This is a genomic window from Shewanella sp. W3-18-1 (assembly GCF_000015185.1).
Classification (GTDB): domain Bacteria; phylum Pseudomonadota; class Gammaproteobacteria; order Enterobacterales; family Shewanellaceae; genus Shewanella; species Shewanella putrefaciens.
The window spans coordinates 2,851,838-2,865,761 of sequence record NC_008750.1 but is presented as its reverse complement, the minus strand read 5'-3'; the positions used below and the strand labels follow the sequence as shown (position 1 = coordinate 2,865,761).

The window sequence follows — 13,924 nt, the reverse complement described above, 5'->3', positions numbered from 1 at the left end:
CAAAAGAGGAAGATATTTAATGAGTAAAGCGAAGGTTTTAACGAATAATAAATCAACAAGAACTGAGTTAGCAAAGCAGTTTTTGCAGCGAGTTGAGGCGCTAGGTATTAAGGCCTCAATCAAAGGTCACTTTATAGTTTTTCAACCAGTATTACCCGTTGAAATGCTGTTTGAAGTACCACTAATATCGAATGAGATTTTTAAGCTGGTATCAACTTCGGAGATTAGTACTAATGGCTAAAGTCGCATCTTTTAAACCTTTCTATCACGGTGAAAACCACTTTGTTGTTCTGGATAGAATCAAGCATTTTAGTATGCATAGCAGTAATGGCTTTAATGGTACCAAGATTCACTTTGATGACGGTACCGAGCTGTTAGTTGGCGAATGGCCTAAGGCAGTGCGCGATGCAATCGAGCAGGCGGGGAAAGAGTAATGGCCTGCTCAATAATAAGAAGTAATGGTAAAACAGTAGGGTTTATCTGTGGAGACTTTTCAGAAGATGAAGTCAACATGGACGACTGCAGCGAATGTGGAGATAACTTCCCTGCAGCAGAATTTCTATGTGATTACCCAGTAGGAAACGATAAAACTTGTGATCGCAAACTCTGCCGAAAATGCGCGAAAACCGTTGGCAAAGATATGCACTATTGCCCACAGCATCATAGTGAATGGAACGAGTATCAAAATAGTGGGCTTGGGCGAATTGAAGTGCTTAAAGCAATCGAGTCAGGCAAAAAGTTAACCGTGATCAAGTGAGGTATCTATGCAATGGCTAGGTGCAGACATTATAAAAAAAGCAGTCAGTCAATACCCTTCTAATTTTATCCCTGCTGCGGCAAAGGAGTTTGTTTACGATGAGTGCGAAGGTAATGATGTCACAGGTACAGTAAAGGGGTTTTATCTTGACGGTGTTTTCCACATTCAAGAGGTAGTGACACATGTGTAAATGCGTGAAGTGCGGATCCAGTTCGATAGAATTTCAGTTTGTAGAAGATGGCACCAATTTAGGTACATGCAAAGAACAAGGAAAGATGAGTGAGTTTATTCGCTATGTATCAAGGGCATTTGACTACCAAATCGTTTGTAAAAAAGAGCATCTATTAAAAACATGCCGGTGCTGTAAATATGCTTGGCGTGAACATACGTTAGATAACGCCACTGCTAATCAATCCCAGCCTGGTGATGATTGATGATAACCACCTACATCGCTGGTCCAATAAGCGGCAATGTCGAAGCCAATAAGCAGGCGTTCTTTAAAGCGGCCGAGCAGCTAGCGGAAACTGGCAGAGTAGTGCTTCACTCTGCTGGCCTGCCGTTCGGCCTAACCGAACCGCAGTATATGGATATCTGTTACGCCATGATCCGTGCTTGCAATGAGATTGTGATGTTGCCCGGTTGGCGCAGGTCTGCAGGCGCCACCGCCGAGTATTACTACGCCAAGAAGATAGGGATTAAGATCGTGTTTGTTCCAACGGGAATAGACATTGAACGCGGTATGAGTTTAGTATCGTGAGCAATTAAATCAGTTAAGTGATAAGTAATAAAGTTATTTAATTTTTATGGAGATAATAATGGACTCATTTGGAATGGATGATAATGTTAGATTGATAAAGAAGAATGGCGCAGTCATTGAAAATATTAAAGCGTCAGTGCAAGAAGATATCATATATATTGATAACCCAAATTTTGCTATTGAGGTTAATGATATTATTGAAAGAGTGTTACCTATTGGTGCCACTGAACAATACAAAGTAGTAAATCCTATTTATCATGCAAAAAGCGGCAGTTTTAATGCATCATACGAAGTAAAATGTCAAAAGCTCGGTATTCAAAATGATAAATTAGATATTTCGAATATAACATACAATTTCCATGGACATAACTCTAGAGTAAATAACAACTCTTTAGACTTATCAACTAACATGGTTTCAATTAATGACGAGATAGCAAAACAGATAGAAATACTAAGGGATGAAATTAAAAAAAATATAATTGACATCAATGAAAAATCTGATGCTTTAGAAATTGTAACCGCTTTAGAAAATCATTTTAAACAAGAAAAGCCAAGCAGAGCAGTAGTAAACTCATTAGTGAGATCTTTGCCTACCCTCGCAAGCATTTCATCTATAGGTTCATTTTTGATTTCATGTATCCCACAATAAAGCTGAGAATTATCTATTGACCCAGCCTTATAGATTTAATATCCTGCTATAACAATGCGGGTTATAGCATCTAAAGCCACCAGATAGGTGGCTTTTTGCTATCTAGACCTTTCAGTTTATTCAAGCCTCGGCCATCGCCGGGGTTTTTTGTTTTGGGGTTTATCATGACTAAACATATTCGAGTTGAAAATGCAGATACCAGTGACCACAAGGTTATGGTTCAGCTTTGGGATAAGGGAACTGACTCTGTGCCAGATAAGTTAGTTGATGAGTTTGAGCTACATAATGTTCAACTGCGAGAGCTAACAATTTGGGATACGCGTTATATCGTAATTAAAGAGGTTAGTCGGGGTTAATCATGCGCAATAAGGTATTAGTCACAGGACTGAGCTTATCAGCTGCTGCACTGATCACCTTGGTTTCATCTGAGGGATTCTCGCCAGTTTCCGAGATTCCGGTTAAAGGTGATCGCCCTACATTGGGGTTTGGGTCCACTTATCACGCAGATGGACGGCCAGTAAAGCTAGGCGAAACAACTACCCCGATTAACGCACTTAAAACCGCTAAAGCTCATATCGATAAGGATGAGCAACGCTTTCGAGCAAGCCTGCCGAACGTTGAGCTTAACCAAGCATCTTACGATTTGTACATCGATTGGACGTACCAATACGGCATTGGCCGTTGGTTAGCCTCTCCGATGCGTGGTCATCTTATCCAAGGTGAATACCAACAATCATGTGATGCATTGCTGCTGCCGCAGTATCGCACTGTCGCTGGCTATGACTGTTCAACGCCTGGCAACAAGCGTTGCTATGGCGTATGGGTTCGAGTGCAAGAGCGGCATAAACGCTGCCTCGATGCACTGCAGTAGATTGACTCTAAATAATATCCAACACAAAGCGATTAGAAGCGATTACAGAAGGGCTTAAATTCATTATGCCAGCGGTCAAATAATTCGGTAAAAGCGCTGAAATCAACGCCTACGAATCGGTTGAGGCGTTGTCAGCGGGGGTGGGGCGGGTCGAAACCTTGGGGCTTTTGCCTAACTGACCGTTCGCTGCCATCTTTATGCAAAACCGCGAAATGAAACCTTTTTTTCTGGCGCAGGAAGGTCTTGAAAATGTTCAGTACATTAAATAATAAAATCATTGCGTTAGTTTTCGGTTTGCTGGTTGTTTCTGTTTTGGCTTTTGGTGTGTTTTTTAAGATAAATCAGGGGCAAATAGCACTGCTAAAGAGTGATTTAGCTAGATCTGAACAGTCAAAGAAAATCTTGCAAAATGATTTAACCTCTGTTTCAAATTCGCTAGAAGTTGCTGAAAAAGATAAAGAAAATTTATTAAATAGCCTTAGCCTTTTAGCAAAAGCATTAAGTGATCGAGAGCGTGATCGAAATGCAATTAAACAAGGATTTGCAGCAAGTAATAAAGAATTGAAGCAGATTTTTAACGGGGCCAGTGATGAAAAAACGAAGTCTTGGGGCGCTGCTGATATCCCTGCAGATCTTAATAGGGTGCTCGAGCGTTCAGCCAGATGTGCGAACAGTTACCGTCACCAAGATTCATTATGTTTTCCCGCCAAAGGAACTGATCAGCAAGTGCCTAGTGCCGCCATATTTCAGCAAGAAAAACCAAGAGCTTTCTGAATACACCAATTCGTTAATCGAAGTAATTTCATTGTGTGACCGAGATTTTCTAGCACTAGAAAACTGGATTAACGAGCAAAAATCGAAACTGTCTACCGAGTGATCGGAGGCTAACAATGAATATCAAACCATTGGCGCCAATTATGGATAAAGCTACGACAACCGGAAGCTATATTGCTTCGATCTCAACAGCAATAGGCGGCTTTTTGTCACTCAACAATATTGCGTTATTGCTTGGTATTGCATCAACAATCGCTTTATTCGTAGTTCAGTTTCGCCTCTCGCGAGAAAAGAAAAAGCAAAACAGAGAATTTCACGAAGCGAGAATGGCCGCGATTAAACAAGGCAAATTAAACGTAATCAATATGGACGACCTCCATGAATAAAGTCGTGGTTATCTTCAATGGCGCCATCGTTTCCGTGCCCGCTGTCGAATCTGATATTGGTAATGGCGGCAATGGTGCAAAAGCATTAGTGCCACTGGTCCCTGCTGATTGGGTTGATGTATCCACCTTAAATGCCGCATACCCAACATTTCAAGGTAAAACCAAGCCGCCAGTTATTAAGCAAAGCAAGCAAGATGATTTAATTGAGCATCTTCAGGCGCTAACCTTAGCTATGACAGCCCAAACCGCAGCCATTACAGCGCAAACAACGGCGATAAGCCATCTGGTAAACAGTAATCTGGAAATCGTTGATCAGATGATGGCTGTAGATGACGAAGAACAAAAAACATCAGCCTATTTAGATGGCTCAGATGAATTATGAGCCAACCCAGCTGGCGCGATGATAAACGCAAAACAGCCGAACGTGGTTACGGTGGACGCTGGCAAAAAGCCCGTGAAACCTTCTTAAAGCGCAATCCGCTCTGCTGCTTCTGCCAGCAAAAAGGCATTATCACCGCCGCAACGGTAGTGGACCACAAGATCCCACACAAAGGCGACACAACCCTATTTTGGGATACCAACAACTGGCAACCGCTGTGCAAGACTTGCCACGATAGCACCAAAAAAATAATGGAGAGCAGAGGGGTAAAGCTTGGCGCAGACGAAAGCGGCAAGCCGACAGACCCAAATCACCATTGGAACAAATAGTGAGGTAAACGTGGCAGTAGGACGAAAAACCACGCCAACCGCGCTCAAGCTCGTTACAGGCAATCCCGGCAAAAGACCGCTCAATAAAAAAGAGCCAAAGCTAGAAGCGGGGATACCGCGAATGCCGGCTTATCTCAGCCCAAGAGCAAAAGCAGCATGGAAAAAGCTAACAAAACTGCTTAAAGACATGGGCGTGCTCACACTTGCCGATGGCATGGCCCTTGAACGGTTATGCGACGTTTACTCAGAAATTCTCGACCTGAGGGACGAAATAAAGCAAAACGGCCGAACTTACCAAAGTATCAAAATCATCGGTGAAAACATCGACGAAGATACCCGAGAAGTCACCCAAGTCGAGCAAATGCTAATGAAAGCCAACCCAGCAGTGCAAATGCTGGCCGATGCCGACAGGCGATTTAAAGCCTATCTCGTAGAATTTGGGCTAACCCCATCAGCCCGTAGCAAAGTACAGGTAACTGATGGCGCCCCGAAAAAAGACGAAGTCGACGAATTCTTCGGATGATATAGAAGATCGCGTCACTCGATGGGCAAAAGAGGTCGTCTCAGGGGATTTCCTTGCTGGTCCAGATATTCGCAACGCCTGTAAGCGGCACTTAAAAGACTTAGAGTCTTGTCACGCAACAGGTCTAATTTGGGATTTAGCCGCCGCCAACCGCGCCATTAGCTTTTTCCCAAAAGTATTGCGTTTAAGTGGTGGTGATTACGAAGGCAAGCCATTTAATCTGCTCGACTGGCAAGCGTTTATCGTCGGCTCGCTGTTTGGCTGGAAGGATGCCGACGGTACCCGCCGTTTTCGCATGTGCTATGTAGAAAGTGGCAAAGGCTCTGGTAAATCCCCGTTAGCTGCAGGTATCGGGCTTTACGGTTTAGTCGCCGATGGTGAGGCCAGCGCCGAAATTTATGCTGCGGCCACCAAAAAAGATCAGGCGATGATCTTATTCCGCGATGCGGTTTCCATGGTAAACCAGTCGCCGCAGCTAAGTTCAAGATTAAAAAAATCGGGTACCGGGCAAAGTGTTTGGAACCTTGCCTATCTGGCTAAAAACTCATTTTTTAGACCCATCAGCTCCGACAACGGTCAGTCAGGCCCACGTCCCCACATGGCGCTGATTGACGAAGTACACGAACACAAAAACAACAACGTCGTTGAGATGATGCGTGCGGGTACCAAAGGCCGCAAGCAAGCGCTGATCTTCATGATCACCAACTCAGGCCACGACCGCACTAGCGTTTGTTACTCATACCACGAATACGGCAAGGCCATTTGTGCGGGTACCAAAGAAGATGACTCCTTCTTCGCCTTTATCTGTTCTCTCGATGAAGGTGACGACCCAATTAATGACGAAAGTTGCTGGCAAAAAGCTAACCCTTCACTCGGGCACACCTTCACGCATAAATACCTGCGTGAGCAAGTCACTCAAGCCAAGGGCATGCCAGCCAAAGAGAGCATTGTCAGGCGCTTAAACTTCTGCCAGTGGGTTGATTCTGCCTCGCCTTGGTTATCTGCCGACACATGGATGGATTGCGAAGATGATTTTGATATCAGCGAGCTCTACGGCGAAGAATGTTACGGCGGGCTCGACTTATCCGGTACCCGCGACTTAACTTCCTTAGCGCTGTACTTCCCGCGAGTCAAAACGCTGTTAGTCGAGTTTTGGACACCAAAAGACACGCTACTGGATCGCGAGCGCACCGATAACGTGCCGTACTCGGCATGGCTCAGGCAAGGTTTTATTCACGCGCCATCAGGTCACGCAGTTGACTACAGCTTTGTGGCTGAGCGAATCGCCGAGCTATCCGCGCTGTTTGAGATAAAAAGCATCGGCTTCGACCAATACCGGATCCACTATCTCGAGCCAGAACTCGCCGAGGCAAACGTATTTATCCCGCTGGTTAAACACGGGCAAGGTTACTACAAAGCATCAGAGTCAAACCTCTGGATGCCGCGCTCAATTGAGCTGTTTGAAAAGTTGATCACAAGCAATCAGATCAGAATCAAAACCAACCCATGCCTAAGGTGGAACGCCGCAAGCGCAGTGCTTGAGGCCGACGCCAAAGACAACCGTATTTTTACCAAGAAAAAATCCACAGGCCGCATCGATGGCGTAGTCGCCGCCGCTATGGCCGTGGGAACGGCTTTAGAGTCTGATGGCGTCGATGATACCGAAGATTGGCTAGCAGCAATTAAGGACCCAATTTACTAATGAATACACCACTGGCTCTATTCATCTTCCTTGCACTAACAGGTTCGTTAATGGCTGTAGCTGGCGTTTATATCCTATTTGGACTCGGTTGGGCGCTGCTATCTGGTTCGATCTTGTCGTTTGCAGGCGCTTCATTTTTACGTAAAGGAATGACAGCGTGAAACAATCAAATTCACTTGCTTTGGTTATTGCTAAAGCAGCAAGTCAGCCATTCGCGTCACTCGACAGCTTTATGGGGAAAACCTTAAGGCTAACAGACGGTGATTTTTGGTCGCAACTAATGGCAACCTCAAAAAGTGGCAAAACGGTTAATGTGAATACCGCTATGCAGCTTGCAGCAGTATGGGCTTGTGTACGTCGTATTTCAGAAACTGTTGCCATGCTGCCGCTTGGTTTGTACGAGCGCCAAAGTGATGGTGGACGCATCCAAGTTCAAAACAGCCTTTCTACTGTATTGAGCATTAAGCCCAATGCAGATATGACTGCCATGCAGTTTTGGGAAGCAGTGCTCGCATCATTGCTACTTAAGGGCAATGCGTTTATTGAGATCCACCGCTCTGGCGGTGAGATTATCGCGCTCGATTTTCTTATGCCGCATCGCATGGATATCGACTTGGATGATAGCGGTAGCTTGATCTACTGGTACAAGCCAAGAAACGGATCCCGCCGTCAAATCAAAAAGCAAAACATGATGCACATTCCGGCATTCTCGCTGGATGGCTTAATCGGTTTATCAACAATCTCTTATGGTGCCAATGTGTTTGGTGGTGCCATGTCAGCCGAGGATGTTAGCGCAAGTACCTTTAAAAACGGTATGACAAAAACAGTCGCTTTTAAAGTAGATCGCGTAATGACTAAACCTCAGCGTGAAGAGTTTCGCGAATATGTAAAAACGATTACAGGCGCAATGAACGCAGGTAAATCACCTGTGCTTGAGCAAGGCATTACCCCTGAGTTAATCGGCATTAACCCAATTGATGCGCAGTTACTCGAGTCACGAAACTACAGCGTAGAAGAGATTTGCCGCTGGTTTTTAGTGGACCCGTCACTCATCGGCTTTGGCGGTAAAGACAGCAATTGGGGCACAGGGCTAGAGCAAAAGATGATTGGCTTTGTCACCTTAACTTTATCGTCTTGGATCCGTCGAATTGAGCAATCAATCAGCATTAATTTGCTCACACCTGCCCAGCGCCAAACTCAGTATGCACAATACAATCTTGAGGCGTTGTTGCGAGGTGATAGCGCATCACGCGCCGAGTTCTACAGCAAAATGACTCAAAACGGCATTTACACCCGTGATGATTGCCGGGTTAAAGAAAATTTACCGCGCCGTGGTGGTAATGCCGATGTGTTAACCGTTCAAACTAACCTTGCACCAATCGATCAACTCGGTACGCAATCAGAATCTGCAAAAGTTCAAGCCGTATTAACAAACTGGCTCAATCAAGATAACTAGGGGTAAACCATGCCATTTCCAAAAAGCTTCTCGCAGAGCGGAGTGCGCTGCGATATTTCTCCGCGCGCGCAAGAGCTGTGGAACCCAGCGATTAAAGCCGCGGTAGAAAACACCGAATCAACCATTACTGTTTACGGCATCATTGGCGAAGATTGGTACGGCGAAGGCGTTACGCTAAAGCGTATCGATGCAGCTTTACGCAGTATCGGTAATGAAAAAGACGTCACTGTTTATATCAATTCACCAGGCGGCGATATGTTCGAAGGTATAGCGATCTATAACCGTCTGCGCGAACACAAAGGAAAAGTCACTACTAAAGTACTTGGCCTTGCAGCCTCTGCGGCCTCAGTTATTTATATGGCAGGCGAGGATGATGCGCGATTTGTTGCTAGCTCTGCCTTTCTGATGATCCACAACTGCTGGGTATTTGCCATCGGTAACCGCCATGCCCTACGTAACATCGCCGACGACATGGAAGAGTTTGATGCGGCCATGGTGGACCTATACGTAGAAGGTTGCGGCCAAAGTGAAAAAGTCATTGCCACCATGATGGATGAAGAAACCTTTATCCGTGGAAAAAAAGCCGTAGAGCTTGGCTTTGCTGCAGACACACTCTCAGCCGATGAAATTGGTGAAGCCACTGAAAATACCAACGCTAACTCACTGCGTAAAGTGGATGCCGCCATGGCAAAAGCAGGTGTGCCACGCAGCGAACGCCGTCAATTACTTCAAGATTTAAAGTCCAGCACGTCGAGCGCTGCTGGCGGCATCACGCTAAATGCTGATGTGTCCGATACGCAAAACGCTGTCGCCCCCGATCTAACTGCGTTAATCAACGCATCAAACACCATTTTATCTAAATAACTGGAGGCGATTATGCCAAACCCAAATTTTGAAAAACAAGTAGAAGAATTAGGTGCCAATCTAACCAAGATTGGTGATCAAATTAAATCGGCGGCAGAAGAAACTAATAAGCAGATCAAGGCTTCTGGTGAAATGCATGCCGAAACCCGCGATAAGGTCGATAAGCTGCTGTTAGAACAGGGTGCCTTGCAAGCTCGCTTGCAAGAAGCTGAGCAAAAGCTGCTTAAGGGACCGCAAAGTCAGCAAGAAGAACGTGAACTGTCGATCGGTGAGCGTGTTGCGACCGATAAAGAAATGGAAGGGGTAAACAGCTCATTTCGTGGCACCCGTCGTGTACAAATGCCACGTTCAGCGATTACTTCCGCCACAGGTTCAGGCGGTGCATTAGTTCGCCCTGATCGCATGGCGGGAATTATTGGTGGTCCAGAGCGCCGATTAACTATTCGTGATTTGATTGCCCCAGGTGAAACTGAAAGCAACAGCGTTGAATATGTAAAGGAAACTGGCTTTACTAATAACGCTGCACCAGTTGCGGAAAACACTGGTAAACCCTATTCAGAGATTACCTTTGGACTAGTGCAAGCAGGCGTGCGTACCATTGCCCATCTGTTTAAAGCTAGTCGCCAGATTTTAGATGACGCAAAACAATTGCAAAGCTTCATCAATGCACGCGCTGAATATGGATTAATGATTAAAGAAGAATTACAGCTTCTTTATGGCAATAATACTGGCGCTAACCTGCACGGTATTATCCCGCAAGCTAGTGCTTACGTTAAGCCAACAGGTGCCGCTGTTGTTGATGAGCAGCATATTGATCGTATTCGATTAGCTTTACTGCAAGCAGCTTTAGCTGAATACGCTGCCGACGGTATCGTACTTAACCCAATCGATTGGGCTGTGATCGAGATGCTTAAAGACAGCAACAAAAATTACTTAATCGGTAAACCACAAGGCCAAACTGCCCCAACATTGTGGAATCGTCCTGTAGTTGAAACCCAATCAATTGTGCAAAACGAGTTCTTAGTCGGTGCATTCAAAATGGGTGCACAGATTTATGACCGTATGGATATTGAAGTCCTAATCTCTACCGAGAACGACAAAGACTTTGAAAACAACATGGTGACTATCCGTGCTGAAGAACGTTTAGCATTAGCAGTTTATCGCCCTGAAGCATTTGTGACTGGCGATTTCACCTTCGCCTAACAGCGCAAAATCACTTAACTGATAACTAAAAGCACAAAGGCCGAATATCTTCGGCCTTTGTCGTTTTTATCAAGACCAATTTATAGGAGCAATACCATGGCTAAAATTCTCGCCATTGCACTTAAATCCTTTTATTTAGGAAATGAAGTAAAAACGCGCGCATCAGAACCATTTAAAGTGGATGAACATCATTTTAATGAGCTAAAGCACAACAAATTAGTTGAGCGCGCACCGGAAGAAAAAACAGAAGAAGTAGATGCTAAGGCCGTTGCAGAAGCTGAAGCCAAGGCAAAAGAAGAAGCAGATGCTAAGGCCGCTGCAGAAGCTGAAGCCAAGGCAAAAGAAGAAGCAGATGCTAAGGCCGCTGCCGCTGCTGCAAAAAAAGCTAAAGCTTAATCAGTTATTCAGGAGTCCTCAGTGAGCACCATTTCCCTAGAGCAAGCCAAGCAATTTCTTGACATTATCCACGATGAGGATGATGCCAAACTGCAATTATTGCTCAATGCCGCCGAGGATGAAGCCTGTCAATTTATGGGAAGGGAATCCCTTACTATTCTGCTTGATGAAACGACTGCAGAGCTGCCAGCAAGTATCACTATGGGCGTAATGATTTTACTGCAAGCAAACTATCAAGCAACACCAGAAGATGCGGCAAAACTGCGCAAAGCAGCAGAAATAAAATTAACGCCATATCGAATAGGTTGGGGCATCTAATGCTAGCTCATCGTTTACGTCATCGGGTGCATATTCAACAACCGATAATAACTCAGGATCCCCAATCAGGTGGTGATCTCATCGAATGGCAAACCCTCATGTTAGGGGTAAAACCTCTCGATAAGCTCGCTGCAGAAGTATTAACAGGGGCTGGTCGCGAGTTTTATGCCGCAGATGCCAAGCAAGCTGAAACCAGCGCAAGAATTAATTTTCGTTGGTTCCCCATTGATTTAAGCCTGTTATACCAATGCCGCATTTTATGGGATGGAAGAACTTACGATATCCAATCGGCAGAAACCGATCTAACAGGGCGTCAAGAGTGGCGATTACGCTGCAAAGATGGCGTTAATCAGGGGCTTTAAGATGGCCGCAAAATTCGATTTCAGTCTCATTGGCTTAAAAGAAGTTAAAGCCAAAATGAACAGGGTTAGCCAAACCGTGCTTGATACGGGGACACGTACCGCGCTGCGTAAAGCCGCTGGCATAGTAAAAAAAGCGGCTCAAGAAAATTCGCTCAATGTGGACGACCCCAAAACAGGTAGGCGCATTCGCGACAACGTCACACTGCAGTTTGCTAGCCGGCTATTTCAAAACGAAGGTGTGATCATGTATCGAGTGGGCATCGCCACCAATCGTGGCCGTATTCCTACACCTAACGCCGACGAAGGTGCGCGCGGCAATACCCCACACTGGCATTTAGTCGAGTTCGGTACCGAACACGCCCAAGCACAGCCATTTATGCGTCCGGCACTGGCCAATAACATCAATCAAGTGATCGGCCGTTTTACAGTTGAATTTGATAAAGAACTCGATAAGGCACTTTCATGAGTATGGCGCCCATTTTTGTCGTGTGCCAAGCAAGCACGGCAGTGACTGATTTACTTGGTACCAATCCCACAAGGCTTTATCCATTTGGCCAAGCACCGCAAAACGTAGCCAAGCCCTATGCGGTTTGGCAGGTGATCGGCGGTAGCCCTGAAAACTATATCTCAGGCCGACCCGATACCGACACCTTTGCGCTGCAAGTTGATGTATATGCCGACTCTGGCAATTCGGCTAATGCTGTGGGTGATGCAATTCGCTTCGCCACTGAATTAGAGGCGCATACCACCAATTACAACGGTGATAGTCGCGACAAAGAAACAGGCAATTATCGTCACAGCTTTGACATCGATTGGATAGTCACACGCTAGCCCACTAAAACCATTTCATAAAACCAAAAGCCTCTGCACCTGCAGGGGCTTTTTTGTATCTGCCGCAAGGCTATTGTTAGGAGCAACAACATGAGTATGAAAACGCAGGGCACCCAGCTCTATGCAATCGATCCGGCAGATGATTCCATTTTAGGTGTCATCGCTGTGACCTCCATTGATGGTATCGACAGCCCAGTCGATCCCATCGAAACCACCCCATTAGAAGCCATGGCCCGTGAGTTTGTAGCAGGCTTAAAATCGCCTGGTGCGGCAACGTTTGGTATCAACATCGACCCACGAATTCCAAGCCACCTGCGCCTGCACCAAATCAAAACCGCTGGCACCACCATTAAATGGGCTATTGGTTTTAGTGATGCAGTGGGCACTGCGCCAACCGTCACAACTAAAGACTTCACCTTACCCACAACCCGTACTTGGATCACCTTCGAAGGTTTCATGACGGCCTATCCATTTACGTTTGCACAAAACGATGTGGTTAAGTCCACTATCGGAATTCAGGTATCAGGCGATCCGATTCTAGTGCCTGCCGCCGTAACGCCTTAATCATAGGCACGCCTGATTAACCTAAATGAAGCCCACTTAATTAGTGGGCTTTTGCTTAACCGTCTTAACTTAATCCTCAAGGAACAATCATGGAATTAAGTGTTGCTAGCCTTATTCAGTCGGGTTCCTATTCTCCCGCAAAGCCTGAACTCCACGAAATTTCGTGGATCAACCTAAATGGTGAAACCTGCAAAGCATCGGTATTCATCCGTAAAAAGTCATTTGCCACTGCAAATATTGAAGCAAACAATTACCACAACGGAATTGATTCGCTTACGTCTCGCATTGTTTCAAGTATCGTCGATGAACACGGTAAGCCCTTATTTGAGATTGACGACATTCTAGGCAATGACGCCCATGGTCCAATCTGCGACTCACTCGGTATGGCGTTAATCGGCGCTATTAACGAAGTCAATGGCATCGGACTAAAACCTGACCCAAAAGCCTTACCGCCGACGACGAATTCTGGCACGAACTCGTCCTCGCAGGCGTTGGCGGACGAACCATTGAAGAAGCCCAGCAAAACCTCACGCACCGAGAAGTCATCAACTGGATCGCCTACCGAGCAAAGTTCGGCCCTTTAAGCCTTCAAGCACGGCAAGAACGCATTGCCGCAGCGCAAATGCACCACCTCAATATCATTCACGGCGGCAAAGCCGATCTTGAATACTTCATGTTGTTCAGCCAGTTGGATGAAGCGCCGCAGCAAGAAGCCACCGTTGATGACGTGCTTATGATGCTAAAAGCCAGTGCCATCAAAAAGTAATTCAAATTAGTAGCAATAAGGCCAAGGACGGCCAGCC

The 13,924-nt window shown here is 45.7% G+C and carries 26 protein-coding genes; all 26 read left to right on the top strand.

Annotation, left to right across the window (positions count from 1 at the left end):
• Positions 1-19: 19 nt before the first annotated feature.
• Positions 20-241 (top strand): hypothetical protein, encoded by a 222-nt coding sequence (locus tag SPUTW3181_RS13045; RefSeq protein WP_041408209.1) that lies wholly within the window; start codon positions 20-22, stop codon positions 239-241.
• Positions 234-434: a hypothetical protein gene (locus SPUTW3181_RS13040; protein ID WP_041408208.1), complete on the top strand. Its 201-nt coding sequence runs from the start codon at positions 234-236 to the stop codon at positions 432-434. The genes SPUTW3181_RS13045 and SPUTW3181_RS13040 overlap by 8 nt, the downstream gene beginning before the upstream one ends.
• Positions 434-757 (top strand): hypothetical protein, encoded by a 324-nt coding sequence (locus SPUTW3181_RS21345; protein WP_011789777.1) that lies wholly within the window; start codon positions 434-436, stop codon positions 755-757. The genes SPUTW3181_RS13040 and SPUTW3181_RS21345 overlap by 1 nt, the downstream gene beginning before the upstream one ends.
• Positions 758-764: 7 nt before the next feature.
• Positions 765-947 carry a hypothetical protein gene (locus SPUTW3181_RS13030; RefSeq protein ID WP_041408207.1) on the top strand — a complete coding sequence of 61 codons (183 nt, stop codon included), beginning with the start codon at positions 765-767 and terminating at the stop codon, positions 945-947.
• 243 nt (positions 948-1,190) lie between these two features.
• Entirely contained in the window at positions 1,191-1,514 is a 324-nt protein-coding gene (locus tag SPUTW3181_RS13020) for a DUF4406 domain-containing protein (protein WP_011789776.1), read from the top strand.
• A 58-nt stretch (positions 1,515-1,572) separates the two neighbouring features.
• Positions 1,573-2,163 (top strand): hypothetical protein, encoded by a 591-nt coding sequence (locus SPUTW3181_RS13015; RefSeq protein ID WP_011789775.1) that lies wholly within the window; start codon positions 1,573-1,575, stop codon positions 2,161-2,163.
• A gap of 164 nt (positions 2,164-2,327) precedes the next feature.
• A complete protein-coding gene (locus SPUTW3181_RS13010; protein WP_041408205.1) occupies positions 2,328-2,519 on the top strand; it encodes a hypothetical protein in 192 nt (63 codons plus the stop codon).
• 2 nt (positions 2,520-2,521) lie between these two features.
• Positions 2,522-3,034, top strand: coding sequence for a glycoside hydrolase family protein (locus tag SPUTW3181_RS13005; protein WP_011789773.1), 513 nt, complete (start codon positions 2,522-2,524; stop codon positions 3,032-3,034).
• Between the two features lie 249 nt (positions 3,035-3,283).
• Positions 3,284-3,808, top strand: coding sequence for a hypothetical protein (locus tag SPUTW3181_RS13000; RefSeq protein ID WP_011789772.1), 525 nt, complete (start codon positions 3,284-3,286; stop codon positions 3,806-3,808).
• Positions 3,809-3,924: 116 nt separating this feature from the next.
• Entirely contained in the window at positions 3,925-4,194 is a 270-nt protein-coding gene (locus SPUTW3181_RS12995) for an HP1 family phage holin (protein ID WP_011789771.1), read from the top strand.
• On the top strand, positions 4,187-4,576 hold the full coding sequence (locus SPUTW3181_RS12990; protein ID WP_011789770.1) for a hypothetical protein: 390 nt from the start codon (positions 4,187-4,189) through the stop codon (positions 4,574-4,576). The genes SPUTW3181_RS12995 and SPUTW3181_RS12990 overlap by 8 nt, the downstream gene beginning before the upstream one ends.
• Positions 4,573-4,902, top strand: coding sequence for an HNH endonuclease (locus SPUTW3181_RS12985; protein ID WP_011789769.1), 330 nt, complete (start codon positions 4,573-4,575; stop codon positions 4,900-4,902). The genes SPUTW3181_RS12990 and SPUTW3181_RS12985 overlap by 4 nt, the downstream gene beginning before the upstream one ends.
• Before the next feature lie 10 nt (positions 4,903-4,912).
• On the top strand, positions 4,913-5,425 hold the full coding sequence (locus tag SPUTW3181_RS22155; RefSeq protein WP_011789768.1) for a phage terminase small subunit P27 family: 513 nt from the start codon (positions 4,913-4,915) through the stop codon (positions 5,423-5,425).
• Entirely contained in the window at positions 5,382-7,127 is a 1,746-nt protein-coding gene (locus SPUTW3181_RS12975) for a terminase large subunit (RefSeq protein WP_011789767.1), read from the top strand. Before SPUTW3181_RS22155 ends, SPUTW3181_RS12975 begins: the two co-directional genes overlap by 44 nt.
• A complete protein-coding gene (locus tag SPUTW3181_RS12970; protein WP_011789766.1) occupies positions 7,127-7,288 on the top strand; it encodes a hypothetical protein in 162 nt (53 codons plus the stop codon). Before SPUTW3181_RS12975 ends, SPUTW3181_RS12970 begins: the two co-directional genes overlap by 1 nt.
• The gene (locus tag SPUTW3181_RS12965) at positions 7,285-8,583 is read left to right on the top strand and encodes a phage portal protein (RefSeq protein ID WP_011789765.1); all 1,299 of its coding nucleotides are present in this window, start codon (positions 7,285-7,287) and stop codon (positions 8,581-8,583) included. The genes SPUTW3181_RS12970 and SPUTW3181_RS12965 overlap by 4 nt, the downstream gene beginning before the upstream one ends.
• Positions 8,584-8,592: 9 nt before the next feature.
• The gene (locus SPUTW3181_RS12960) at positions 8,593-9,447 is read left to right on the top strand and encodes a head maturation protease, ClpP-related (protein ID WP_011789764.1); all 855 of its coding nucleotides are present in this window, start codon (positions 8,593-8,595) and stop codon (positions 9,445-9,447) included.
• Between the two features lie 12 nt (positions 9,448-9,459).
• Positions 9,460-10,650, top strand: a complete 1,191-nt coding sequence (locus tag SPUTW3181_RS12955) for a phage major capsid protein (protein WP_011789763.1) — start codon at positions 9,460-9,462, stop codon at positions 10,648-10,650.
• Between the two features lie 96 nt (positions 10,651-10,746).
• A complete protein-coding gene (locus SPUTW3181_RS12950) occupies positions 10,747-11,046 on the top strand; it encodes a hypothetical protein (RefSeq protein ID WP_011789762.1) in 300 nt (99 codons plus the stop codon).
• Positions 11,047-11,067: 21 nt separating this feature from the next.
• The gene (locus tag SPUTW3181_RS12945; protein WP_011789761.1) at positions 11,068-11,364 is read left to right on the top strand and encodes a head-tail connector protein; all 297 of its coding nucleotides are present in this window, start codon (positions 11,068-11,070) and stop codon (positions 11,362-11,364) included.
• Positions 11,364-11,726: a head-tail adaptor protein gene (locus tag SPUTW3181_RS12940; protein WP_011789760.1), complete on the top strand. Its 363-nt coding sequence runs from the start codon at positions 11,364-11,366 to the stop codon at positions 11,724-11,726. The genes SPUTW3181_RS12945 and SPUTW3181_RS12940 overlap by 1 nt, the downstream gene beginning before the upstream one ends.
• Position 11,727: 1 nt before the next feature.
• A complete protein-coding gene (locus SPUTW3181_RS12935) occupies positions 11,728-12,192 on the top strand; it encodes an HK97-gp10 family putative phage morphogenesis protein (RefSeq protein ID WP_011789759.1) in 465 nt (154 codons plus the stop codon).
• Positions 12,189-12,557, top strand: coding sequence for a DUF3168 domain-containing protein (locus tag SPUTW3181_RS12930; protein WP_011789758.1), 369 nt, complete (start codon positions 12,189-12,191; stop codon positions 12,555-12,557). The genes SPUTW3181_RS12935 and SPUTW3181_RS12930 overlap by 4 nt, the downstream gene beginning before the upstream one ends.
• 90 nt (positions 12,558-12,647) lie before the next feature.
• The gene (locus tag SPUTW3181_RS12925) at positions 12,648-13,121 is read left to right on the top strand and encodes a phage tail tube protein (RefSeq protein WP_011789757.1); all 474 of its coding nucleotides are present in this window, start codon (positions 12,648-12,650) and stop codon (positions 13,119-13,121) included.
• 89 nt (positions 13,122-13,210) lie between these two features.
• Positions 13,211-13,705 (top strand): phage tail assembly chaperone family protein, TAC, encoded by a 495-nt coding sequence (locus SPUTW3181_RS12920; RefSeq protein WP_011789756.1) that lies wholly within the window; start codon positions 13,211-13,213, stop codon positions 13,703-13,705.
• Between the two features lie 38 nt (positions 13,706-13,743).
• Positions 13,744-13,887, top strand: coding sequence for a hypothetical protein (locus SPUTW3181_RS12915; RefSeq protein ID WP_011789755.1), 144 nt, complete (start codon positions 13,744-13,746; stop codon positions 13,885-13,887).
• Positions 13,888-13,924: the final 37 nt, after the last annotated feature.

Bases quoted from the DNA above. Each gene is read 5' to 3' on its own strand.
- SPUTW3181_RS12990 (WP_011789770.1), top strand. From the start codon at position 4,187: ATGAATAAAGTCGTGGTTATCTTCAATGGCGCCATCGTTTCCGTGCCC.
- SPUTW3181_RS12950 (WP_011789762.1), top strand. From the start codon at position 10,747: ATGGCTAAAATTCTCGCCATTGCACTTAAATCCTTTTATTTAGGAAAT.
- SPUTW3181_RS13040 (WP_041408208.1), top strand. From the start codon at position 234: ATGGCTAAAGTCGCATCTTTTAAACCTTTCTATCACGGTGAAAACCAC.
- SPUTW3181_RS13015 (WP_011789775.1), top strand. From the start codon at position 1,573: ATGGACTCATTTGGAATGGATGATAATGTTAGATTGATAAAGAAGAAT.
- SPUTW3181_RS13030 (WP_041408207.1), top strand. From the start codon at position 765: ATGCAATGGCTAGGTGCAGACATTATAAAAAAAGCAGTCAGTCAATAC.
- SPUTW3181_RS12995 (WP_011789771.1), top strand. From the start codon at position 3,925: ATGAATATCAAACCATTGGCGCCAATTATGGATAAAGCTACGACAACC.
- SPUTW3181_RS12970 (WP_011789766.1), top strand. From the start codon at position 7,127: ATGAATACACCACTGGCTCTATTCATCTTCCTTGCACTAACAGGTTCG.
- SPUTW3181_RS12915 (WP_011789755.1), top strand. From the start codon at position 13,744: ATGCACCACCTCAATATCATTCACGGCGGCAAAGCCGATCTTGAATAC.
- SPUTW3181_RS12975 (WP_011789767.1), top strand. From the start codon at position 5,382: ATGGCGCCCCGAAAAAAGACGAAGTCGACGAATTCTTCGGATGATATA.
- SPUTW3181_RS13000 (WP_011789772.1), top strand. From the start codon at position 3,284: ATGTTCAGTACATTAAATAATAAAATCATTGCGTTAGTTTTCGGTTTG.
- SPUTW3181_RS12930 (WP_011789758.1), top strand. From the start codon at position 12,189: ATGAGTATGGCGCCCATTTTTGTCGTGTGCCAAGCAAGCACGGCAGTG.
- SPUTW3181_RS13010 (WP_041408205.1), top strand. From the start codon at position 2,328: ATGACTAAACATATTCGAGTTGAAAATGCAGATACCAGTGACCACAAG.
- SPUTW3181_RS12955 (WP_011789763.1), top strand. From the start codon at position 9,460: ATGCCAAACCCAAATTTTGAAAAACAAGTAGAAGAATTAGGTGCCAAT.
- SPUTW3181_RS12940 (WP_011789760.1), top strand. From the start codon at position 11,364: ATGCTAGCTCATCGTTTACGTCATCGGGTGCATATTCAACAACCGATA.
- SPUTW3181_RS12960 (WP_011789764.1), top strand. From the start codon at position 8,593: ATGCCATTTCCAAAAAGCTTCTCGCAGAGCGGAGTGCGCTGCGATATT.
- SPUTW3181_RS13020 (WP_011789776.1), top strand. From the start codon at position 1,191: ATGATAACCACCTACATCGCTGGTCCAATAAGCGGCAATGTCGAAGCC.
- SPUTW3181_RS12985 (WP_011789769.1), top strand. From the start codon at position 4,573: ATGAGCCAACCCAGCTGGCGCGATGATAAACGCAAAACAGCCGAACGT.
- SPUTW3181_RS12935 (WP_011789759.1), top strand. From the start codon at position 11,728: ATGGCCGCAAAATTCGATTTCAGTCTCATTGGCTTAAAAGAAGTTAAA.
- SPUTW3181_RS21345 (WP_011789777.1), top strand. From the start codon at position 434: ATGGCCTGCTCAATAATAAGAAGTAATGGTAAAACAGTAGGGTTTATC.
- SPUTW3181_RS13005 (WP_011789773.1), top strand. From the start codon at position 2,522: ATGCGCAATAAGGTATTAGTCACAGGACTGAGCTTATCAGCTGCTGCA.
- SPUTW3181_RS12925 (WP_011789757.1), top strand. From the start codon at position 12,648: ATGAGTATGAAAACGCAGGGCACCCAGCTCTATGCAATCGATCCGGCA.
- SPUTW3181_RS12920 (WP_011789756.1), top strand. From the start codon at position 13,211: ATGGAATTAAGTGTTGCTAGCCTTATTCAGTCGGGTTCCTATTCTCCC.
- SPUTW3181_RS13045 (WP_041408209.1), top strand. From the start codon at position 20: ATGAGTAAAGCGAAGGTTTTAACGAATAATAAATCAACAAGAACTGAG.